Source organism: Peribacillus sp. NPDC101480, assembly GCF_050277335.1.
GTDB lineage: Bacteria > Bacillota > Bacilli > Bacillales > DSM-1321 > Peribacillus.
Genome location: NZ_JBNNSB010000002.1, coordinates 171337 through 195243 on the forward strand (window position 1 = coordinate 171337; position 23907 = coordinate 195243).

Consider the following 23907-nt stretch of genomic DNA (forward strand, 5'->3'; position numbering starts at 1 on the left):
ATAAAGCACTAAAAGAAGGGAATGATTGATGATGGATCAACGACTAGCTGACATAATTATTTCAGGCAATGCTGTATTTACAGGTCTTTCCGACCAACCTGAACCCGCTTCTATTGCAATTATGGACAACAAAATTGTTGCGATTGGTTCTGGGGAAGAAATTAAACACTACGCAGGTAAGCACACGAAAATCTATCAGTTTATGGACCAATTAATAATGCCTGGGTTCCATGATTTCCATCTTCATATTATGCAAGGTGCCGTTGCACTAAATAGTGTCAATCTGTTCGCAGCCCGCTCAGAAGATGAAGCGCTTGAAATGATTTCTGAATTCGCTGAGTCAAGACCGGAAAATCAATGGGTAATCGGATTTACATGGGATGCAGGTTATTGGGATTCACAACAATTACCGACTCGACATTCATTGGATCGTATTCTTCCTGACCGTCCAGCACTCATGTTTCACGCAGAAGGACATTATGCATGGGTGAATACGAAAGCATTGGAGATTGCAAATATTACTCGTCATACGGAAAATCCTTCTTATGGCATTATAGGAAGAGACCAAAATGGAGAACCGAATGGCATCCTATTTGAAAAAGCAATGGATGCAGTTATCCGTCATGCATTTAATTTTTCAAATACACATAAGAAGGAAATTTTCTCCAATTTCTTGGCACACACAGCAAGATTTGGGATAACAGCTGTCAATGACTTACATGGTTTAAAAACAATAGAATCACTAAATGTTTTCAAAGAATTTGAAGACAAAGATAAATTAACAACGCGCATTCATTTATGGCCTGCTTTAAATGGCGATCTCGAGCACTCCAAACAATTGCGAGAGACGTATCAATCGGATAAACTCCGTGTGTCAGGGCTGAAACAATTTATCGATGGCGTCATTACCGCTCGGACAGCTTATTTACTCGAGCCTTATGCGGATCAACCACAAACACGCGGTGAAACGTCTTACCCTCCTGAAACGATCAAAAAATGGGTCGTTGATGCCGATAATGAGGGCTTCAGCATTCGTTTTCATGCGATTGGAGATGGAGCGATTCGTCTTGCTTTAGATGCCTATGAGGAAGCGCAAAAGGCAAATGGCAAACGAGATTCACGGCATTCCGTCGAACACATTGAAGTGATTCATCCAGATGATATCCATCGTTTCAAAGAGCTTGGTGTAACTGCTTCGATACAGCCAGACCACTTGGCGATGTCAGAAAGAGGAGTTTACACCGAGCGAATTGGTACTGAACGTGAAAAGCATGTTTTCTCGATTAATGCATTGCAAAAAGCCGGTGCGAATTTGGCATTTGGAACGGACTTCCCAATCGATATCCTCAATCCGCTTCTACAAATCTATCGTGCAGTAACGAGGATCGATAGCAGCGGAAAAACGGTATGGCATCCACATGAGCGCATAACGCTTGCCGAGGCATTGAAAGCTTATACAGTCGGACCAGCCTACGGTGCATTCAGAGAGCAGGAATTAGGGACATTGGAAGTAAATAAGCTTGCAGATATTGTAGTCTTAGAGCGAAACCTCTTTGAAGTAGCCGTGGAAGAAATACCAGATACAAAGGTACAATTAACAATCGTTGATGGAAAGGTAGTTTATGATATTTTGGGGCATTGATAAACGGCTGTATATTAAGAGGCTCCACTTAAGGGCGTCTTTATCACCTAATGTTTACTTTATATTGATGTAGCCATTTAAATACGGAGGACTGATATATGGATAATGCAAACTCAACAACTCTTAAACGTTCACTACCATTAAAAAATGTTGTGTTTTTTGGTTTGGCCTTTATGGCTCCAACTACTTTGTTTTCAACATATGGAGTAGCTGTTCAAAGCACGAACGGGATGATTACAACCGCATATATCGTCGCCTTAATCGTTATGTTATTTACGGCATACAGCTATGCGCAAATGGTAAAAGCCTTTCCAAATGCCGGTGCTGCCTATACGTTTACGCAAAAATCCCTAAGTCCTCACATTGGTTTTCTCGTAGGTTGGACCATCATTCTGGATTATATGTTCAGTCCTATGATTAGTGCTCTATTGTTAGGAATTGCAATGAAGGCCTATTTCCCATTGATTCCTATGTACATTTGGATTATCCTCTTTATCGTCACGGTTACGATTATAAATATACTAGGGATTAAGATAGCGGCTAAGCTTAATACGGGTCTTCTATTCTTGCAATTCGGAACACTTGCATTGTTCACGATTTTTTCATTAAAGGGTCTTTTAAATGGTCAAGGGGCAGGAACGATTTTTTCGATCCTTCCTTTTATTGATCCAAATATAAATATGCAGGGCTTCATGTCCATAATCCCTATATTATGCTTTTCCTTTTTAGGATTTGATGCAGTAACAACTCTTTCTGAAGAAACGAAAAACCCTCGAAAATCTATACCCAGGGCTATTTATCTTGTAACAATCATTGGTGGATTATATTATTTTATCGGTTCTTATTTTTTACAGCTTGTCTGGCCAGACTACCAATCGTTTAAAGCCCCGGAATCTGCCTATATGGAAATTGCAATGTATATCGGGGGTAACTTTTTGATAAGTTATATGCTTGCTGAAGGGATCATGTCAAGTTTTTCATCAGCTATAGCGTCTGGAACAAGTGCTTCACGTATTTTATATGCAATGGGACGTGAACGTGTACTTCCTGCCAAAATATTCGGATATCTTTCTCCTAAATATCGTACACCTGTCTTCAACATATTAATTATAGGGGTCGTTGCTTTAAGCGCTCTATTCTTAAGTCTTACGACTGCCGTATCTCTTATAAATTTTGGTGCATTATTCGCATTTACTTTCGTTAATCTTTCGGTTATCGCTCACTATTATTTCCGAAAAAAGCAGCGTTCCATACTGGGGACAATTCGGTACCTTATTATTCCGTTAATTGGTGCTTCTCTGACAGGTTTCTTTTGGATAAAGTTAGATATCTATTCGCTAATACTAGGAGGAACTTGGTTTGCGATCGGATTTATGTACCTATTAAATCTTACGAAAATGTTTAGACAACCGCCTCCTGAGCTTGCTATTGAACAAGCTTAATAATAAGGAAGCTAATCTATGGAATTGAAAGGAATGATTGATAATGAATCAACAACTAGCTGATGTGATTATTTCAAGTAATGCTGTATTTACAGGTCTTCATGATCAACCAGAGCCCGCCTCAATTGCGATAAAGGACAACAAAATCATTGCGATTGGTACTATGGAGGATGTTAAATCTTATTCGGGCAAGAATACGAAAATCTATCAATATAATGACCAATTAATTATACCGGGTTTTCATGATTTCCATCTTCACATGATGGATGGGGCTGTTTCGATGAATAGTGCCAATTTATTCTCAGCACGTTCAGAAGAAGAAGCTTTGGAAATGATTCGTGAATTTGCCGAATCACGTCCGCAAGATCCATGGATAATCGGCGCTTCATGGGATGCGGGATATTGGGATACGCAGCAATTACCGAATCGATATTCATTGGATCGTATTCTTCCCGATCGTCCGGTGCTTATGTTTCACGCAGAAGGTCATTACGCATGGGTAAATTCAAAGGCACTTGAAATCGTAAATATTACCCGTCATACGGAAAACCCTTCGTATGGATTTATTGGTAAAGACGAAACTGGAGAACCTAATGGCCTTTTATACGAAAAAGCAATGGATGCGGTTATCCTTCATGCCTATGATTTTACTAAAGAACAAAAGAGAGAACTTTTCACGAATTTCCTCGCCCATGCGGCTAGTTTAGGAGTAACATCCGTCCACGACTTATTTGCTATAGAAGCATTGGAAATGCTTAATGATTATGATGTTTTCAAGGAATTTGAAGACAATGGAGAATTAACAGCACGCATTCATTTATGGCCGGCATTAAATGGCAATCTTGAACGTGTCAAACAATTACGAGATACGTTTCAATCGGATAAACTACGTGTATCAGGACTTAAACAATTCATAGATGGCGTCATTACTGCCCGTACCGCTTATTTACTTGAACCATATGCTGATCAACCGAAAACATGCGGTGAATCTTCGTTCCCTCCTGAAACGATCAAAAAATGGGTCGTTGATGCAGATAAAGAAGGCTTTAGCATTCGTTTTCATGCCATTGGAGACGGAGCGATTCGCCTTGCTTTAGATGCCTATGAGGAAGCTCAAAAGACAAATGGTAAACGAGATTCGCGTCATTCTGTTGAACACATTGAAGTGATCCACCCCGATGATGTTCATCGTTTCAAAGAGCTAGGCGTGACAGCTTCAATGCAGCCGGATCACTTTGCGATGTCCGAAAGAGGTGTTTACACCGAGCGAATTGGAAAAGAACGAGAAAAGCATGTTTTCTCGATTAAAACATTGCAAGTAGCCGGTGCGAAATTGGCATTCGGAACCGACTTCCCAATCGATTCCCTTGATCCGCTTCTGCAAATCTATCGTGCAGTAACGAGAATCGACAGCAGCGGTGAAACGGTATGGAATCCACATGAGTGCATCACACTGTCCGAAGCATTGAAAGCTTATACAGCCGGATCTGCTTATGGTTCTTTTAGAGATGAGGAGCTGGGTACATTAGAAGTAGGCAAACTTGCTGATATCATAGTATTAGAACGAAATCTCTTTGAAGTACCGGCAGAGGAAATTCCTAATACAAAGGTACAGCTAACGATCGTTGATGGAAAAGTTGTTTTTGATCATTCGACGACTCTAATCAATAAGTAAAATAGTCATTAAAAGAGGATTCTACAACTGTAGAATCCTCTTTTGACCATGGACAATTGTCTATCCGCTACCAATGCGTTAGACTTATGTTTTTCGCTTAATAACCATGCCTACTTTATTGAAAAATGTGAGATTAAGCCTCCTGCATGATCAGTACTTCAATTAAATAGAGAAGTATTGGCATATAAAGATGAAGCACCACCAGAGTGAACAAATAAGATGTTATCCTCCGGCTTAAATGTGCCTTTTTGTATTAAATCAATAAGTCCCGCTGCCGCTTTACCCGTATATACCGGATCCAGCAATATCCCTTCTGTTCTTGCCATGAGCTTGACTGCTTCCACCATTTCAGGTGTAGGCAAAGCATAACCCGGCCCGACATACTCATCAAAACATGTAACAGCTTCACGAGGAATTGAATTTGGAATGCCGATATGTGTTAAAGTTTCTTTAACAAGCTGAAAAACTTTCTCTTCTTGTTCCGCTTTTCCTCTGCTTACGTTTATTCCAATTACTGATACTCCACTTTGATTTCCATGAAATCCTGCCACCAATCCAGCATGCATTCCCCCACTGCCGCTTACACAAATAACTGCTTTCAAATCAATTCCTTGCTCAAAGGACTGTGCCAAGATCTCCTGAGCACATGCAACATATCCGGTTGCACCAATGACATTGGATCCCCCAACCGGAATGATGTAAGGTCGGTGTCCTTTCTCTGTTACCTCTTTAGCCACTTTCTGCATTTCTTGCATTAAGTCCGCTCCATTAGGTACAACTATAATTTGTTCAGCCCCCAATAAATGATAGAGAAAATAGTTACCGTTAAAATCCGGCTCTGAATTTTTTGAAAGTCCCTCTTCCAAAACAAGGATGCATTTCATTTTCTCTTTAACCGCAGCAGCCAGTGTCAAGCGGCAATGATTTGACTGAATTCCTCCACATGTAATCAACGTATCCGCACCTTTTTCCAATGCATCGGCAACAAGGAATTCCAGTTTTCTTGTTTTATTTCCCCCAGCCGTCAAACCAAGCATATCATCTCGTTTAACGTAAATGGATGGTCCCCCAAGAACATCAGAAAAATGATCTAATCTCTCAATTGGTGTATATGTCGGTGTATATCGCTTTCTAGGAAATTGTGCTAAATTCATTTTAAAACTCCTCCTGTATACTCTATGTAGTATATTAAAGAAAATATCAATCTGATGTATTCTTTTCTTTAGTATAAGCTTCGACTTCAATCATAGCATCTTTATGAAATCGAGCAACATGAATCTCACCTATTGTATTGTATTGTATGGTTATCTGTAAAAAGGATCCCCATATACATCATTCATCACGGCAATGTTACCAATATAAACCGATGATAATAAAACAACTGTGAGCTTCCTCTTACTTTATGACACCCTTGGTTCCCCAAAAGTATCAGCAGTTCCCCAATTTCAGCATGGATGGGGATTCCATGAATTTTATCCCCTGCCAATATGTAAAGATAGCCTTGTGAGAGTCTTTAGCAATAATAGTTTCATCCATCCAATTGAATTGTATAAATAATCAAAAGTATGAAGCATTGAAATGACTTAAATCGGTTTAAGATAAAATAAATACACTTGTATATAATTGGATTTTAGAAAGGAGCACCATGGAAACCAATCACTATCAATTTATTACTGATCAAATAGAACATTATTCTTCTAAGCCCTTAATGGAGCAATATTTTTTGTTATCAAAAATGCGATCATTGAAGGGATATTTTTGCCTGGAGACCGTTTAACGGAAGATGATATCGCCCAGCAATTCAATTGTAGCCGTACACCGGTTCGTGAAGCTTTGAGGAATTGGAACAGGAAAATTTGCTTCAGGTGAAACCTGGTATAGGGATGGTCATATCCAATGTGGATATTGAACTTTTACAGCAGGAATTGGAATTCAGGAAAATGCTCGAAAACTATTCGATATAAAAGCTTGTGAAGGAATTACGGAAGAGGAATTTAAAAAACTGGAATGGGCAACGGATAAACTTCAACAGGCAATTAATAGTAATGAACGAATAGCGGCAAGCCGTGCGAACATTGAATTTCACCGCTTATTATATTCTTACTCGAGAAATAACTTTCACCCAAAGGACTACGGATTCATTATGGCTTTCTTTTCGAATTTCCTTTTTATCCGCCCGTAATGAAGATGTTACAATGGTTGATAAATCTTGGTATGAGGAACGAAACAACGAGCACTTACAGGTAATCCATGCCATTCGTGACAAAGATGCAGAAAAAGCAATAAAGGTCAATACGATCCATATCCAAATGATATTACCTAGATTACATAAAGCCTGTATCACAATAAAATTTAATAAATGGGTTCCTTTTTGTGTTTTTTAATAATATTAATATTATGAATTATTTTTCATTTCCCCATTTGTTGTTAAATTTTTCACTTTTATTCCAACCGTACAAGGCCATGGTTGAAGTCTCCTTCCTGCCCATTGCCTTGTATACTTTTTACGTTTTCACTACTAGTAAGTTAATCAGCTGATTAGGTGGAAAAATTGCTAGGGTTTGATTTAATGACCTGCGGAGTTCATTATTTTAAATTATGTAAGTTCCAAATGCCCAGACAATTGCATCCAGAACACCTTTTGATGATCAATTGGTACATGTTTACTAATTAAAACGTTCTAGCAATTCAATAATGACTTTATAGGTCGATGTTGTATCCATATAGGCATATCGACCTTTTCCGTTAAAAAAGTTACCTGTCTGTATGACCGGATAGCCCATTTCTTCTAACATCTTCATTTTAGCCTCCATGTCTTTAACGACAAAAGAGATATGGTGAACACCCTCACCATATGTTTCAAGATGGTGTTTCCACGTACTGGGTGATTCACCCGGCTCGATTAATTCAATTTGAATTAACGGCGTATCGATGAACATATATTTTGACTTACCTTCAGTGGGCTTCCCTTTGTAAATCACGTTTGTAATATCCGTTGAACCAGAATGGATGATTTGAGGTTTTTCAATCCCCAACAACTTACAATATGCTTCTGCAGCCGCATCGAGGTCTTTTACAACTAACGCAATCTGTTCCACTTTGTTAGTCCCTAATAGCGGCTGAACGCTAGCATCTTCTGGTCTTTCCCATTCCGTTTCTCTCGGCTCCGAACTTTCAAGCATTTCAATTAACGTTTTGTGATCATTTAGTGTATCCACATATACATATCGGCCGTCACTTGAAGTGAATTCTCCCGTTTGCAAAGCTGGGTATCCACTTTTCTCCATGATTGGCAGCCTTTTTTGGATAGAGTCTACATCAAAAGCAATATGGTGAATCCCTTCACCCACTTCATCCAGGAACTCACGCATCGTTCCTGGATTTTTATCGGGTTCTATTAGTTCAAATTGGACGGTTGGTGTATTCAGAAAAGCCAGTTTGGATTGTGATTCCGTTGGTACACCTCTAAAGGTGACTTTCGAAACAGAACTGTCACCAGTTAGAAACGGTTCTGCCTTCTTAATGCCCAGCAATCTTGTGAAAGCTAGATTAGCAGCATCAATATCATTTACAACAAATGCGAGTTGATTAATAATCCTATTGCCCAATAGTGATTCAGCCATACCTATAAACCTTCTTCCGGTAGTTTATTTTGTTATGAACTCAACCTAATCCGCGAACTGACAATCCTCCATCACTGGAGATGACTTCGCCGGTGATGGCACGAGCAGCGTCAGATGCTAACAGGACATAAGCAGCTACATGATCTTCTGGCATCTGTGCAAGCTGAAGAGGGTTTCTTTTTTTAATGCTATTGGCCTTCGTTTCATTATCCACGATTTTAACGAATGGACGTAGTGGAGGAATGACCGATAATGCTGTCAGAGTGCCACCAGGCGCTACAGCATTCACCCTTATGTCAGGAGCAAGTTCAAAAGCAAGTTGGCGCATCAGCCCTATTTGGGCATGCTTGCTTGCTGTGTACCAAACCCCGCCGCCATCCGGATAGAAACTAGCACCGGATACGGTGAAAATAATATTGCCATTCGATTTTTGCAGTTCTTTAAGAGCGGCTTTAGCACCAAAGAAAGATCCTTTAACGTTAATATCGATCAGAAAATCAAATGCTTCTGAAAGTGCATCTGGCGTTACGTCGGCAAATTTTGCAAATCCATCAAAGACTCCTGCATTGGCAACGAAAACATCCAGCTTTCCAAATTGCTTGACAGTGGCCTGAACAGCCCTCTCATTGTCTTCATATTTACTTACATCACCTTGGTTAATGAGGATTTCTTCACCAAATTCCTCTTTCATTTTATTTAGCGTTTCTATCGAGCGTCCGATAATGCTGACTTTTGCCCCTTCTTGTATAAAACGTCTAGTGACAGCCTCTCCTATACCTGAATTGCCTCCAGTAATCAACACTACTTTATCCTTTAACGCCATTGCCATTGTAACCAGCCTCCTTGTTATCTCTTTTTATTCAAGTCAATATTATACGAAGATAGCAAGATTTCTGGTATTTATCGTTGATTGATCAACAATGAATATCCGTTTTGAAAGTTTCCATTTACCTTCTTCGAAAATGAATTCATCATTTCGTTCCCCTGAAATCAAATCATGCTGAATATCCGTGCTGCGGCTCCGATAGATAAGCAGATAGCTCTTGACGACTGCCTTTTCACCTTCAACATAGTCTTTAACACGTACATTTGAGACAAAACGCCGTGTTCTTGATGGCGGTATTTCCGCCCATGCATAATCCGTTTTCAGACGATCCACTCGCAGTTTCAGCAGCTCAATATCATCATTAAATGTAAACATTTCCGTTGAATAATCCGGGCGTTCCACCCCTTCTTTATTAACACGTACAGGCATTTGATAGCGTAAGCTCGAGTGCATTAAATCGAACCAATCATCAAATTCAATATCATCCAATAATTGAGCTTCATCATACAGCAACTGTTCAAATTCACATTTGAGTAACATTTTCTCCACATTCATTTCCGTTCCCCCCTCCCACTTATCATTTCGTCATCAATTCAAGCCAGTATTTGTAAAAATTCCTTTGGCTCGCTTCAGTGAATTTATCATCGTATGCAACACCAGGTCCTATAAAATCAACTGGTTCACGATGAAGACCCATTGTATAATTGTAGGTTAGATTCTTTAGGAAAGGCATTGGGCCTTGGGCTGCTTCAGTAATATCCGTAAAAACTTCCGTATCATCCTGTTCAAAAATACCGGATGGACTAAAAGTCAAGATAAATGAATCTCTTGATCTATCTTTCCAATCTTGGGAGGCGTTTTTTTCCACGAGCATCCAAGCGATCACTTCCATTTTATTGTGACCGATTGGCCGCCACATCCTTATTGAAGTGTTGGAGATGAATTGGTCTTTGATTTTTGTATGGGATATTAAAAATGATAAGTTAGGGAAGACATTCCCAATCATATTCTTTAAGTTTGATAACACTCCATATTGTTCTTCAGACAAATTTGTTTTAAATTCATCTTTCAATTCTTCCGGGAAAGCGAAGTCAGGATTAGGTGTCCCTAAGTTTAGTCCGTGCCCGTTATCCGTATGGATTTGAAAACCGCGCTTTGAATAGGTAGCATTGGGCACCATGCCCAGTTTTGCAATGGATCCGTGTGTGACCATCGTATGATAGGAATCACCAACAAAGTTATCGGAACCAACTTTCCAGTTGGAATTAACAACGAATCTTTGCGGAACCCCGATCACTTCCATTTCTGCACGTCCTACAAGGATATCCAAATACCATTTAATGTCTCCAAGAAACTCTTCAAGTGGCTCTGCATCTTCATTCCAAGTTCCAAATAAAAGACCTTTATAGGATTCAAGCTTCACTTTGTGGAGTCCCATTTCCGAGCGGTCAAGGTTCCCCCCATATATGTCCTTTTGTAATGGCACTCCTACGAGCTCACCAGTGTTTTTAAAATTAAACCCATGGTAAGGGCACGTAAATAATGACTTGTTCCCTTTATCTGCACGGCATAGTTTCATTCCGCGATGGGTGCACATATTATAAAACGCCCTGATTTCCCCTTCAGCATCACGAGTTATGATGAGCGAGTAGCCAGCAAGTTCACGGGTCATGAAGTCTCCTTTGTTCGGTACTTCAGATTCATGACCGATAAAAACCCATGTTTTCAAAAACACTTTTTCATGTTCTATATCATAAACTTTTGGGTCTCCAAGGAGGTATGCAGGTATAACGCCTTCCTCTGGTTTAACCGTTTCGTTCAAATAGTTAACAACTTGCTGTTTCGACATTTCTTCTAAGGATTTTTCAGTTTTAAGCATACTTTTTCTCTCCCTTCCAAGCTTTACATCGTAATGCATTACCCGATTTGAACGCTCTTTTCCTTATTTTGCAGAGTCGCCAAAACACTTAATGCCGCTAGATAACTCGTTTTCGGATTATTAGGCATCGGATCATTTTCCACTTCCAGTTTCAGTTTCCCGAACGAACCTGACGCTTCTATCAGGTGATTGTTTTTTAACACATTTGGATCGGCAATGATTTTCACTTTCGTCTTTTCTGATCCAAGACCAGCCATAGACAGCACAATCGCAACATTAATGTTTCTCGGAAACTGTTTTATCGCTTCTGCAGCAGATCCTTCAAATAATAACGTTTCTTCTGTCACTGAAGACCCTGCGGGCAATGCGTTTGGCGGTTTTCTTGTGGTGATGCAAACAGATTCAAGGCCATTCACTGCTTTTGCCGATTTAAGTAAATCGAGACCTCCAATCGCACCAGACGGAAGGAGAATATTCACGTTATTCAATTTACAAATCTGGTTTGATTGTTCTTCAAAGGCAGAATTCGCCATAACGCCAATGCTGCTTAGCAAGAGATCCTTCCCGCTTTTAAGCACTTTCAATGCATACTCTTCAGCTGCTTCAATCGTTGCAGCCTCTATGACTAAATCTACATCGGATTCAAGAAGTTCGTCGACATCACCATATGACTGTGTCCTGAATTCTTCAGCTAGTTGTGAGGCAATTTCTTCACGGCGGGCATAAATCGCAACGATTCTCCCACCTGGAAGAAGCCCGTCGTTATTAATGGCCTGAAGCAGAAATTTTCCGATATTACCGCACCCTATTAAACCTAACTTCATGTAGTTTCATCCTTCCTCAATCAGCAAACCCGTATGAGTCCGCAAAGAATTCCAACCCGCAATGTCTTGTTTCCCGAGAAACACCGCTTTCTTTTAAGCCAGGGAAATCCAGGGCCAAGTTGCTGAAAACGGTATGATTATTATGGAAAACAGCACCAGCTTCAAGACGATCTGCCATTTCGACAGCGATATCTTCATTCTCGGTCCAAACAGATGCACGCAGCGCAAACTCACTATCATTCGCTAATTTTACAGCTTCATCAATATCTTTGAAAGGTAAAATTGGAATGATGGGCCCGAATTGTTCCACTCGAACCAATTCGCTCTGCTGATTGACGCCAGTAATAATGGAAGGAAGCATATAATAACCTTTATCCCAAGTTTCCGGATTCAGCTGGATGCCGGTTGTGATTATATTTCCTCCAGATTTAGCCGTACGTTCGATCAAGCTATTCACAAAGTCATATTGTGCTTTATTATTCAATGGACCCATAGTTACATCAGGCTGAATGCCATCACCGATTACCATCCGGCTAAACTCTTTGGTCAGCTTCTCCACAACTTCATCATAACGTGATTCTTGGACATACACTCTTTTTACAGCAGAACAGACCTGACCCGCAGCTCGTAAAATCCCCATCCTCAAACGTTTGATAGCCGCTTCATCTATATTGGCATCTTCCAAAATGATGGCAGGATCATTGCCGCCAAGTTCCATATATACTTTTTGCAGATTTCCAGATGATTTCTGCATGATATCTTTCCCGGTTTCCGTACTTCCGACAAACGCCAATGTCCGTACGCGTGAATCGGTACATAGTGTGTCGCCGATTGCTTTTCCAGATCCTGAGACTATATTGATGACTCCTGGAGGAAAATGTTCGGCAACTACTTTTAAACAGGTCATGATCGTTAAGGGACAATTCGTTGCAGGTTTTACGACAACGGCATTGCCTGCCAAAACAGCAGGTATGACCCTTTTAAAGGTCAATATCATCGGAGAATTCCATGGTGTGATTATTGCCGTGACACCTCTTGCCCTTCTTCGGATTTGGACTTTTTGTTTTCCTGGGAGGACTTCAGGCTTCCACCAATCAAGTAACTCTGCTGCACAGCCCTTCATGACTTCAACACAGCGCAATAAATCCTTTTTAGCTTCAACAAGTGTTTTGCCATTTTCACGTACAAACACTGTAACATTTTCCTCGATAACTTTTGAAAGCTCTTCTGCCGCAGTATTCATACGGGTTGCCCGTTCCCCGATATCAGAGCGGGACCACGTATCAAAAGCATTTTCCGCCGCTTCAATTGCGTCATTCACGATTTCTTCAGAGCATTTTGCCACCTGGCCAACTACTTCCGATGTATTTGCCGGATTCACTACATCGACTTTTTCCGGTAATTCTCTCCATTCTCCATTAACTAGATATTTTCCTGAAACAAATGGGTATGTCGAAATCATTCTCAATCCTCCTTATAGTTTTTTTGGCTTGAATGCTTCTGCAGCTCCTGGCGGTCCGCCAAATGGCTTGGCCATTGGCCCCACAGCTTCCATATCAACAACGATCATTGAAGGTTTACGTCTTTCCTTAGCCTTTTTCAGTTCGGATATGAATTCATCTCCAGAACCAATACGCACCGCTTCAAAATGCATGGACTCAGCCAGTTTCACAAAATCAGGGCTCAATAAATCCACGGCTACCTGCCGGCCATATGCGGCTGTTTGAATATTGCGAAGAACCCCATAACCTGAGTCATCGAATAATACGATGATAACTGGTAAGTTTTCTTCTGCTGCAGTAACCATTTCCCCGACGTTAACCATGAACCCACCATCTCCAGCCATAAGAACGACGGTTTTATCTTGACAACCCATTTGGGCACCGATTGCTGTTGGAAGACCTTGACCAATTCCTCCCCCTGATGCATGAATGGATGTTCTCGGTTCATAGATTTCAAATAAACGGCTGCCCCAAACGTTTGCCTGAACGGTTACATCACGGACTAGAATAGTATCGTCTGGTAATATATCCCTCATGCCATCCACAAATTGCTCATAAGGTCCAAGCGTTTCCCTGAGTTGGGCACGTACTTCATTTCTAAGCGAAAGAACTTCTTGTAAATAAGATGGCTCCGCATGAACTGAATGTTCTTCAAGCTTTTCAATGACGGCAGCAAGCATATCTTTTGCATCGCCAACCAATCCTAACGTGGCTTTATAGTTCCGGTTAATGGCCTGCCAATCCGCATCGATCGCTATATGTTCTTGTGGCACCGGCACTTTCCAGTTGGATGTTTCATTCCCCCTAAACCTAACACCTACGCTAATCAATAAATCTGCATTTCTTAAAAACTCTTTAGTTGTTTCATATGCCGCAAAATGTCCTATGCATTGTTCATGGTTTTCTGGAATCGAACCTTTTCCTGACTGACTGGTTATAACCGCTGCACCAAGGATTTCCGCTAATTTTTGCAGCTCTTGCGAAGCATTGGCACTGATGACTCCACCACCGGCCCATATCACAGGACGGCGTGCCCCCACCATTTTTTGCACAGCTTGTTCAGGAATGAATGGCACTGGATTTGTTTCAGATATTGAAGCTCGTAGCCCTTCGAGTGAAAGATCTTCTATGATCGCCGATTGATAGTCGATGGGAATTTCCAATGTAACCGGGCCCGTTGGTGCAGTTAACGCTTCTTCGATTGCCTTCCTAACTACTGCTGCGGTTTGATCAGGGTTTCTAAGCCTAACTGCATTTTTACAAGCCCCGCTCATCATTGAAAGCTGGTCTTTACACTCATGTATGTATCCTTTGCCTGTACCAAGATAAGAAGAAGCCACCTCACCTGTAAGGTGAAGAAGGGGAACACCAGCTGCCCAAGCTTCCACCAAGGAACCAGCAGCATTTCCTGCCCCTGTTCCAGTACTGGTAATCACTACACCCAATTTCCCAGTGGCGCGGGCATATCCATCAGCCATGTTTACGGCACCGCTCTCACCGCGTGAACATATGAGTTTGATGCTCCCTTCTCTAAGAATTGCATCATAGATGGGCATATTGTGAATGCTGACAATCCCGAAAGCTGCTTCCACTCCTGCTTGAACAAGCTCCTTTACGATGGAATCGGCGGTCGTAAACTCTATTTCTTCTTTTATTTTCATCGCGTTATCCTACCTTTTTTAGTAATATATTTATAGTGCCTTTCCAATCGCTCCTGCCGTCTCAATCGTCGAACCCGCTACATAACTTGCTTTGTCTGAAGCAAGGAAAACAATGACACTGGCCACTTCTTCCGCTTCGCCTACGCGGCCGAGGGGGATATTCCGTTTTTTCGCAAGGTCCCCGTAATACTCTTCAGGGTCCATATCAGGCGCATTTTTCAATCTTCTTCGCTCCCATTGATCAGTCCGGATCAATCCAAGACTCACTGAATTGACCAATATATTGTCAAAGGCCAATTCCTGGGACAAGGTTTTGCTTAAATTAAGGAGGCCAGCCCTTGCTGCTGCAGTCGCTACCATATGACGTTCAGGTTCTTTAGCAAGCGTCGCATTAATATTAATAATCCGCCCTCCTCCCCTTTTCACTAAATGAGGATGCGAAGCACGAACTGCATATATGATGGCAAAGAACTTTAACTGAATCTGTTCTTCCCACTGCTCATCCGTTATGTCAAAAAAGTGACCCATCACGCTTTGACCGGCTGCATTCACCAATATATCGATTCCGCCAAACCTCTCAGCGGTACCATTAATGAAAGAATCCACATCCGATTTTGAGGTGACATCACATGTTGATGCAAAAATATCTGCCTTTTCACCAAATGAGAGTAATTGACTTTGTGCACTTTCCATACGCTCAGCGCTTCTGCCGCAAATAGCCACTTTCGCTCCTTCAGCTAAAAACATTTCTGCTGTTTTTAATCCCACGCCCGACGTGCCGCCCATAATGACAGCCACTTTTCCTTGCAATCCTAAATCCACTCTCTTCACTCCTTTTCAAAGCCATTTTCCTCAAATGCTGTCCTTTAATCTACAAGAAGCTAACTACGCGCAAGAATCATGGGAGGAAATCAAAATCCTCCTCATTTTTCCGCCATGACAGAACCATCTATATGAGAATCAACCCATCCTGGATCGGGATCTCCTCCCATTGCTTTGCGGGCTTCAGGTTTCGGCGGCCCTGCAATCCCCCACTGATCCATTAAATGCGGAACCCGTTTCCATACACGTGCTCTCCACTCAGATTCATCTTCGATCGTTTCCAGATAACATGTATACTCCATAACAAAACCGCCTGGGTCTTGAAAATAACAGAAAATATTGTCTCCAGGCCCATGACGCCCAGGTCCCCAAAGTTCTGACAAGCCCGCTTTTCGGACATTGCTTATTCCTCGCATCAGTTCATCCACGGAATCGACTTCGTATGCGATATGATTGACTGACGCATGCTCATCTTGATTGAAGGCAATGGAGTGATGCTTCCTGTTGCACCGCAGGAATGACATTTGGTGCTCACTCCAATCAGTAACTTTAAAACCGAGTACGTCCGTATAAAACTCAACGATCATATCTAAGTTCTTCGTGTTCATTACAACATGATTCAATTTCACTGGATCAACATTTTTCTTGCTCCAAATAGACGTTTGCACTTCCACCCAAGCCGAAAGCTCGATCACGCGGTTTTCCGGATCAATAAACCGAAGGCCATAACCGGCACCTGCTTCATCCAAATATCCAGGCGGTTCAATAATTCGAACGCCCTTCGATTGTAATATCCCTGCTGCACGGTCCACCGCATTTTTATCGACCATGCCAAAAGCTATATGGTGCAACCCTCGTTTTTCTCCCTTGTGAAGGCTAAGAATATGATGTTCCGGTCCAGCCCCCCGGAAATAAACCGTATTCTCCTCTTCCGGAACATCCACTTTATCCAGACCCCAAACCTTTTCATAAAACTCTGCTTGATCGTCGAAATTCGGAGTTATCATGCTTATATGTCGTAAATGAGTAATACCAAGCATTTTTTATACCTCCCATAATTTAAATTGCCCTTTTGATCATTCGCATTGGCCATATTTAACATCTAATCGAAAAGGGCGCCTCATTAATTTTCATAATGCAGGTGCCCTTTCGGCTAAATGATCAATCTTTAATGATGGCTTCTCTTTCTTTAGAGCGTTGTTTACGCAGTTCTTCCAGTTCACTGCCTTCAGGATATGTCGGTAAGTTAGGCTTCACTGCCCCAAGCATCACTAGCATGCGCGCCTCTACATCCCCGTCATTCCTAATTCCCCGATAAACCCCTGGTGGGCTGCTTATGCAGTCTCTCGCACTTAATTTAATTTCATGCACTTCACTGTAGCTGTCCTCTTGAATTAATGCCGTGACTTCACCTTCAAGAATGAAAAACACTTCTTCAACATCGTCATGAAGATGCAAAGGACCGATACATCCCGGAGGAAGCACCATCGTACTTAAAGTGAAATGTTCACCTGCAATTACATTCGTATCGTTATTGGCAGTGGCACCACGTCCGATATATCTCATCTGTGCACGTCTATAAGCGGGATCAATTTCTTCTTGGAACTTCAAGACATTCCAATCAAGAGTACGGTCTTTCAATCGGGCAACATATTTTTTTTCAAAATCCTTCACTGAGAAAGTTTCTTTTGTCATTTTAAAATTCCTCCCTTATTTGTTGTTTCTAAACCGAATTATGTTTCATAAGCAAAACATTGTTTTGTCTATGAATTAAGTCTAAAATGAAACCGCTTCATTGTCAATGAGTTTTTAGAATATTTAAAACTATTTTTATAATCCGAACGTTCACCACTATAGGATAAAATTGTAACGATTTGCTTTTCTTAACAAAAAAAAAGTGTGGATTTCCCTATTGGGAGATCCACACTTTCGAAAGAGGTTATTCACTTATTAATCGATTTTAAATCGTTCAGACATCTTCGTGTTGATAAGGCTTAACCCCGCTATATCCCATATAAACGGATAACTGCCGAGAAACTTCCAACAGTTTCGGCAAGGCAATTTTATCGATGAAATCCTCTTGATAAGCAGATTCTGTTGCTACGACATTCAAGGCAGCCAATACTTTCCCAGTCCTATCAAAGATCGGGGCGGCAACGGAACGGATGCCAGGGTGGAATTCCCCGCTTGTCATCGAATAACCATTTTGCCGAATCGATTCCAGCTGTTTTTGAAATTCACCAGGCGCGGTGAGTGTTTTGTCTGTATAAGGAGTAAGGTTTGAGATTTTGAACATTTGCATGAGCAATTCTTTCGGTTGATATGCCAAAAGCAATTTTCCATTGGCCAAAGCATGTGCCGGCAGCCGCAAACCTATGTTCACATTGACAGCGGATACACCTCTGATCGGGGCACTTCCAACATAAACAACTTCCTGTCCATCCAATATGGAAAGATGGCAGGAGGCTCCGATTTCATCACGCAAGGTCTCCATATAAGGTTGGACAATTTCCTGGAATTTCAAGCTATTCAAATAGCTGAATCCCAATTCAAGAACTTTAGGAGTTAAACTATAACGTTTGGTATGTTCATCCTGAGACAAGTAACCAATATTTTGTAATGTGAATAATAAACGATATGGTACTGTTCTGCTTACTCCGAGTTGTTTTGCTATTTCTGAAAGAGACAAGCTCGGCTGTACTTCATTAAAGAGCTTAATGATTTCCAAGCCCCTAACCAATGAATTAGCACTATATTTCTCTTTCTCTTTTTCTTCGCTTGCCATTCGAGTATTCCCCCCGTTGTGAATAAATCTCATTTTCTCCTGACTATAACCCATTCAGTAAAGCTTTCTTCGTACCTAGAAAGAAGAACTTTAAGTGTATATGTACATTTTTTTCCGATCGTTCATTTGGTGGATGTTTTGATGCATACTTCAATCGTTGCCTATTTTCTTTTGCTACCTTAACTAGACAGGAACTTTGGCGCCAGTAGCATGCACTGGCCTTTGCTTTGCAAGTTCTTCCAATCATATTTCGATGGATTGTAATCAATTCAGAAGTTTCCGTTTTCTTTCTTTCCTGCTAACAACAGCTGGTCTACGAGTCACATCAGATATAATCAAGGCTTTCACCACTTCCGGAAAACGGCTAGTAAAAGCCGGGAACTTTTAACCGAGCTGGGGTCTTTAAGCGCTATTCCTTATCACTATTCCTGTTAAAGAATCAGTATCGCAAATTGGCAACCATTACTACCTTACAATCCTTTACTCTTCATGTATAAATAGAATAGTGTTTATGTGTCAATTAAAGCATATTTACATATATAAAACTATTTGGAAGACCTAGCTTAATTGACGTTTCGATAGAAAAGCTCGTTGTTATATAACCAAATATAACCAATCACAGCGGTAAAAACAAATAAAAAAAATTACATACTTCGATATTCCCTGTCAAATCACGAAATTTTCCGTATTAAGTATTTCATATACAAAACAATATAAATGAATTATAGATTTTCCTGATTTTAAATTCAACATCAACAAGTCAGAATTTTTGATAATTTGTAAATAATTTGTTTTTTGGACACAAAGAAGTAGAATTAATTCCATTTTAAGTCCTTGCTTGATAGAGTTCCATCTACTCCATAGGATGAATCAAAGTTCGATATCGAACTGAAAGCGCTTATATTCTAAAAATAGAAAATTATCAAAATATTAAATTGACAATCAAATTATTTTAATTTATCGTTAAGAAAGTAAAACTATGTTTTCCTTACAAAACACTACCGTTACTTTTTATCTATCAAAATTATAAAGAAAGGCGGGATATAGCTCTTAAATGAATATTCAAAACTAGTACCTTTCTAAAGGGATAACCGAAAAAACACTTATTCTCAAATGTAAGCGTTTTAAGGAATGTTAAAAAGCGATAAGGAGATGGTATTATGTTAAATGGGCAAAAAAGATGGTTGTATATTGCCGTTCCAATTTTTTTCTTTTGGTTTTTTGGACAAATTGATAAAGTTGGCATTTCCATCATTCAAACAGATCCGGAATTCTTGCATGCACTCGGTATGACAGGCGATGACAAAAATGCAAAGATCGGTCTTCTATCTTTTGTATTCACCATTGCTTATGGAGTTTCAAATCTTTTTTGGGGCTTCATCATTGATAAATTAGGGGCCCGAAAAACAGCCATCGCCGGTTTATTCGTTTGGACACTCACGATGATCACGTCAGGACTGGCAAATTCATATGAAATGTTTTTAATAAGCAGGATCATTCTTGGTTTTGGTGAAGGGATGATGATTCCGGTTTCCGGAAAATTCATTTCTAACTGGTTTAATAAACGCGAATTGGGGAGGGCCCAGGCATCTTGGCTTACCGGAAACTATTTAGGACCGGCAATGGGAGCCATTTTCTTGGTGCTCGTAATATCTTTACTCCACTGGCAAGCAGCTTTCTTTATGCTTGCAGCTTTCAACTTATTTATAAATATCCCGATGTTCATCTTTATGACAAGGAATACACCAGAAGAGCACCCCCGGATAAGTAAGGAGGAATTGGCTTTCATTCGCCAAACGGATGATGAAGTGACTGAAACCGCCCCCTCCGAGAACAAGAAAAGTTTCGCCCAAGATTATCGTTTCTGGATCGTTTGGTTCGGCATGCTCGTATGCTCCTTCTTATTTTTCGGAATCAGCATTTGGCTTCCTACCTACCTCATTGAGGCAAAAGGATTCGAAAAGGAAGGAATGTCGAGCATTACTTCACTTTCCTGGCTATTCGCTTTAGGATTTGTCTTGGCATGCGGTTTTCTGGCTGACAAAACCAGACGTCCAAGTTTGATGGCCACGATTCTATTTTCATTGACGGCTGTCTTTTTGACTGTAGCTGTCTTCATCCCCAATCCTATTTTGGCCGGACTATGTATGGGACTGGCAATGGGATGTCAAGGCGGTGTGTTCCACCTAAGCAATATGCTCATGGTAAAATACTCAACACCTGAAACGGCAGGACGAGCCGCAGGTCTAATTGGATTCACGAATATCATGGGCGGCTTTTCGAGTTATATCATGGGATGGCTTCGTGACTTGTCTGGCGGGGACTTCAGTTCATCGATCGCCATGCTGATTTTTACAGCCCTCTTAGGTTTGGCAGCTTATTTATTCTCCATTAAGAGAGAATCCGCAGAACTGCGCTTATCACCAATACATGTACAAAAGATACAGGCATGAAGTCCTTGTAAAATCGTTTTATTCCTCCAACCCTTGAATTATCAGGGGTTTTTTCTTGTGCCGACTTAAAAGTAAGTCGAAATAATATCGCTCTTTTTTGCATTTCCCAATAAAATTTCCCACCGGTTACTCCGAATCAATCCTTTATTTGTATAAATATGTCGATAGTTAAAATATTCAAAAAATGATATTTTTTTGAATACCCATGTTATATTGTTAATGGAAAAAAATACTTGTCAAGTAAGGTGAGTGTGTGAATATAGAAGTTTTAATTCTCCATTATATTCAGGAAAAACGTCAAAAGCCTAACCATGCCAATGAATTATTGGATTATATTCAGAATGAATATGTAAACGGGAAGCTGTCAATCTTGCAATATAGAAGTCTCTGTCAGGACTTATATCTTCGAGGAGCCAAACAAACGTCACCCGGATGAAACTACACCCTTGTCAATAGTAAAAATAACTACGATTTTGAATGAATTTTATTACTGTTTTTTCTGCAACGACCTATCTTTAAGAGTACAGCCGCTCCTTTTCTCCCTCCCCAGTATGTTCATAACTAAATAAAAGCCTCCGTGATCTGTCACAACAAGACAGTTCACGGAGGTAAATACTACATAATCATGTTTTGCAAAAATTTTCTTTAATTATATGAATATATCGAAAATTAAAACCAAACCGAATGCCACGAAGGAAAGTAATGTTTCCATCACTGTCCATGTTTTGAAAGTTTCTTTAACGGTTAATCCCATGTATTCTTTTACTAACCAGAAACCGGCGTCATTAACATGGGAAAACATAAGTGAGCCTGCTCCCGTGGCAATTACGAGCAATTCTAGATTAACACCCGTCATATTGGCAACGACCGGTGAAACGATCCCTGCTGCCGTGGTCAAAGCTACGGTTGCAGAACCTGTGGCAATCCGAATCAATCCGGCCACAAGGAATGCAAGAACGATCGGTGATAAAGAAATTTCTTCAGACATGGAAGCGATTGCAGTCCCTACGCCACTATCAATTAAAATTTGCTTGAACCCTCCGCCAGCACCGATAATTAGAATTATGGATGCTAATGGCAATAAGCATTCTTCCGTCAACTTTTTAATTAGTGATTTGTCCATTCCCTGTCTGTAGCCCAAGAAATAGTAAGCTGCAAAACAGGAGATTAATAGGGCGATCACTGGACTTCCGATAAACAATAAGAATTTTTCAATCGAACCAGGTAGCGGCAGATAAGGCGCCACTACAGTTAAAACCATCAACAATACTGGCAAAAGGATGATGAAGAACGATACTCCAGTGCCGGGTAATCCACTTGACTTTGTTTCGACACGGATCAATTCCGGTTCTCCAACAGGAATAACCCGTTTATGAATCCATTTTGCGAATAGCGGTCCCGCAATTACAGCCGTCGGGAATGCGATGATCAATGAGTACAAAAGTACCTGCCCCATGTTAGCATTATAAATTCCAATAGCTGTCATGGCTCCAGGATGCGGAGGCACCAGCCCATGTACGATCGATAAACCAGCAAGTACTGGAATACCAATTAACAAGATGTTCACTTTGGTTGATTTCCGAATGGAAATGACCAAAGGAAGCAATATTACTAAACCAACCTCGAAAAATACCGGAATGCCGATGATGAAACCAGATAAAAGCATGGCCCATGGCAGGTTTTTCACACCGAATTTATTAATGAAAAAGTCAGCAACCTGCATACCAGCTCCAGAGTCGGACATCATCTTTCCTAAGATGGTACCCAATGCCAATATTCCAATAAGGTGACCAAGGACCGCTCCGACACCCGTTTCATAAGCCCCAACAATCTTGTCCATTGGCAGTCCGGAAAAAACCGCTAAAAATAAACTGGCTACAGTCAAGCTAATGAATGCATGCCATTTCCACCATGATACCCCCAAAATAACTATTACGATTGCTATCAGCGTGATTCCTAATAAATATAGATCCATATGTTCTCCCCATTCCCAAGAAATCGCTTACAATCAAACCAACCAATACAATAAATGGGATTATTGTACCGGCTCGTTATATGTCACAATGTAGTTCTGTTTAGCCGTGTTGTAATATCCTTCACTGTATTCCATAACATTTCCGTCCCCATCACTGGAAATCCGAATCCTCTTTAGTACTGGACTATTGTTTTCGATTTTCAGTGTTTCGCAAATGTGATCCGGAGCGATAGCAACGGCAAACTCATCTCTGAAAATTTCAAGTTTGACGTTTTGATCTTCCAAAAAGCGGTACAAAGAATTGATCTGGACCTCTTCTATTTCTTCTTGGTTTAAATCCAGTGAAACATAATGTGTAAAGTAAATATAAGGCTCATTGTCCAATAAATATATCCGTTCAATACATAAGCAATGGTCACCAAATAAAGAATGCAGCTTAGAGTCTGAAGAAAGGTCAACATGACTTATGTTTAACACCTTTTTTAAAATGGAGTGCCCTTCCTCCACCAAAAGCTCTGTGAAACGCTTTCCTTTGGAAAGTTTGACAATCGAACCATTAGCTATGACTCTAGTGCCTTTGCCGCTTTTCTTTTCAACATACCCCTCTTGAACGAGTTCTTTGATTGCATTACGGACAGTGACCTTACTTACGTTAAATTCTTCTTCCAAAAGAGGCTCAGAGGGAATGTTTGTGTCGATGGCATAAACCCCATGTAAAATACGATCCTTTAATATTTCTTTTATCTGTAAATACATCGGTCCATTTTTTCTGTTCACATTCATTCCTAATCTCCTGCC

At 40.6% G+C, this 23907-nt stretch carries 22 protein-coding genes; 8 read left to right on the plus strand and 14 right to left on the minus strand.

The window, feature by feature from the left end; genetic code table 11:
• Positions 1–31 precede the first annotated feature (31 nt).
• The 3 genes from ACQKMF_RS08425 to ACQKMF_RS08435 all read left to right on the plus strand — a co-directional run bounded on the left by ACQKMF_RS08425 (position 32) and on the right by ACQKMF_RS08435 (position 4759).
• Positions 32–1642 (plus strand): amidohydrolase, encoded by a 1611-nt coding sequence (locus tag ACQKMF_RS08425; protein ID WP_427573176.1) that lies wholly within the window; start codon positions 32–34, stop codon positions 1640–1642.
• Between the two features lie 98 nt (positions 1643–1740).
• A complete protein-coding gene (locus tag ACQKMF_RS08430) occupies positions 1741–3084 on the plus strand; it encodes an APC family permease (RefSeq protein WP_402942591.1) in 1344 nt (447 codons plus the stop codon).
• 43 nt (positions 3085–3127) lie between these two features.
• A complete protein-coding gene (locus ACQKMF_RS08435) occupies positions 3128–4759 on the plus strand; it encodes an amidohydrolase (RefSeq protein WP_402942588.1) in 1632 nt (543 codons plus the stop codon).
• A 158-nt stretch (positions 4760–4917) separates the two neighbouring features.
• Here ACQKMF_RS08435 and ACQKMF_RS08440 read toward each other — a convergent pair whose 3' ends face one another.
• Positions 4918–5913 (minus strand): D-cysteine desulfhydrase, encoded by a 996-nt coding sequence (locus ACQKMF_RS08440; RefSeq protein ID WP_402942584.1) that lies wholly within the window; start codon positions 5911–5913, stop codon positions 4918–4920.
• Between the two features lie 604 nt (positions 5914–6517).
• Between ACQKMF_RS08440 and ACQKMF_RS08445 the strand changes: the two genes are divergently transcribed.
• The 3 genes from ACQKMF_RS08445 to ACQKMF_RS08455 are packed head-to-tail and all read left to right on the plus strand — an operon-like array spanning position 6518 to position 6941.
• Positions 6518–6628, plus strand: coding sequence for a GntR family transcriptional regulator (locus ACQKMF_RS08445; protein WP_157830966.1), 111 nt, complete (start codon positions 6518–6520; stop codon positions 6626–6628).
• On the plus strand, positions 6601–6723 hold the full coding sequence (locus tag ACQKMF_RS08450) for a hypothetical protein (RefSeq protein ID WP_290370100.1): 123 nt from the start codon (positions 6601–6603) through the stop codon (positions 6721–6723). The genes ACQKMF_RS08445 and ACQKMF_RS08450 overlap by 28 nt, the downstream gene beginning before the upstream one ends.
• A 14-nt stretch (positions 6724–6737) precedes the next feature.
• Positions 6738–6941, plus strand: a complete 204-nt coding sequence (locus tag ACQKMF_RS08455) for an FCD domain-containing protein (RefSeq protein ID WP_427573178.1) — start codon at positions 6738–6740, stop codon at positions 6939–6941.
• Positions 6942–7425: 484 nt separating this feature from the next.
• Here the strand turns inward: ACQKMF_RS08455 and ACQKMF_RS08460 are convergent, their stop codons facing one another.
• The 11 genes from ACQKMF_RS08460 to ACQKMF_RS08510 form a co-directional block, all read right to left on the minus strand.
• Positions 7426–8382, minus strand: coding sequence for a VOC family protein (locus ACQKMF_RS08460; RefSeq protein ID WP_427572596.1), 957 nt, complete (start codon positions 8380–8382; stop codon positions 7426–7428).
• Between the two features lie 40 nt (positions 8383–8422).
• Positions 8423–9211, minus strand: coding sequence for an SDR family NAD(P)-dependent oxidoreductase (locus ACQKMF_RS08465; RefSeq protein WP_230176370.1), 789 nt, complete (start codon positions 9209–9211; stop codon positions 8423–8425).
• A 42-nt stretch (positions 9212–9253) separates the two neighbouring features.
• The gene (locus ACQKMF_RS08470) at positions 9254–9763 is read right to left on the minus strand and encodes an aromatic-ring-hydroxylating dioxygenase subunit beta (protein ID WP_427572598.1); all 510 of its coding nucleotides are present in this window, start codon (positions 9761–9763) and stop codon (positions 9254–9256) included.
• Between the two features lie 22 nt (positions 9764–9785).
• A complete protein-coding gene (locus ACQKMF_RS08475; RefSeq protein WP_230176371.1) occupies positions 9786–11087 on the minus strand; it encodes an aromatic ring-hydroxylating oxygenase subunit alpha in 1302 nt (433 codons plus the stop codon).
• Positions 11088–11125: 38 nt separating this feature from the next.
• Positions 11126–11911, minus strand: coding sequence for an aspartate dehydrogenase (nadX, locus tag ACQKMF_RS08480; RefSeq protein ID WP_101221936.1), 786 nt, complete (start codon positions 11909–11911; stop codon positions 11126–11128).
• 16 nt (positions 11912–11927) lie between these two features.
• The gene (locus tag ACQKMF_RS08485) at positions 11928–13373 is read right to left on the minus strand and encodes an aldehyde dehydrogenase family protein (protein WP_427572601.1); all 1446 of its coding nucleotides are present in this window, start codon (positions 13371–13373) and stop codon (positions 11928–11930) included.
• A gap of 12 nt (positions 13374–13385) precedes the next feature.
• Positions 13386–15074, minus strand: coding sequence for a thiamine pyrophosphate-binding protein (locus ACQKMF_RS08490; protein ID WP_402942568.1), 1689 nt, complete (start codon positions 15072–15074; stop codon positions 13386–13388).
• A gap of 30 nt (positions 15075–15104) precedes the next feature.
• A complete protein-coding gene (locus ACQKMF_RS08495; protein ID WP_101221933.1) occupies positions 15105–15896 on the minus strand; it encodes an SDR family oxidoreductase in 792 nt (263 codons plus the stop codon).
• A 101-nt stretch (positions 15897–15997) separates the two neighbouring features.
• Positions 15998–16936 (minus strand): VOC family protein, encoded by a 939-nt coding sequence (locus ACQKMF_RS08500; protein WP_101221932.1) that lies wholly within the window; start codon positions 16934–16936, stop codon positions 15998–16000.
• 121 nt (positions 16937–17057) lie between these two features.
• On the minus strand, positions 17058–17591 hold the full coding sequence (locus ACQKMF_RS08505; RefSeq protein ID WP_034312308.1) for a cupin domain-containing protein: 534 nt from the start codon (positions 17589–17591) through the stop codon (positions 17058–17060).
• 274 nt (positions 17592–17865) lie between these two features.
• Positions 17866–18681 carry an IclR family transcriptional regulator gene (locus ACQKMF_RS08510; protein WP_101221931.1) on the minus strand — a complete coding sequence of 272 codons (816 nt, stop codon included), beginning with the start codon at positions 18679–18681 and terminating at the stop codon, positions 17866–17868.
• A 1160-nt stretch (positions 18682–19841) separates the two neighbouring features.
• Between ACQKMF_RS08510 and ACQKMF_RS08515 the strand changes: the two genes are divergently transcribed.
• Both ACQKMF_RS08515 and yppF read left to right on the plus strand, forming a co-directional pair.
• Positions 19842–21134: an MFS transporter gene (locus ACQKMF_RS08515; RefSeq protein WP_427572605.1), complete on the plus strand. Its 1293-nt coding sequence runs from the start codon at positions 19842–19844 to the stop codon at positions 21132–21134.
• Between the two features lie 253 nt (positions 21135–21387).
• Positions 21388–21570 carry a YppF family protein gene (yppF, locus tag ACQKMF_RS08520; protein ID WP_214746539.1) on the plus strand — a complete coding sequence of 61 codons (183 nt, stop codon included), beginning with the start codon at positions 21388–21390 and terminating at the stop codon, positions 21568–21570.
• A gap of 213 nt (positions 21571–21783) precedes the next feature.
• Here the strand turns inward: yppF and ACQKMF_RS08525 are convergent, their stop codons facing one another.
• Positions 21784–23109 carry a gluconate:H+ symporter gene (locus tag ACQKMF_RS08525; protein WP_427572607.1) on the minus strand — a complete coding sequence of 442 codons (1326 nt, stop codon included), beginning with the start codon at positions 23107–23109 and terminating at the stop codon, positions 21784–21786.
• Positions 23110–23169: 60 nt separating this feature from the next.
• Entirely contained in the window at positions 23170–23892 is a 723-nt protein-coding gene (locus ACQKMF_RS08530) for a GntR family transcriptional regulator (RefSeq protein WP_427572609.1), read from the minus strand.
• Positions 23893–23907 lie beyond the last annotated feature (15 nt).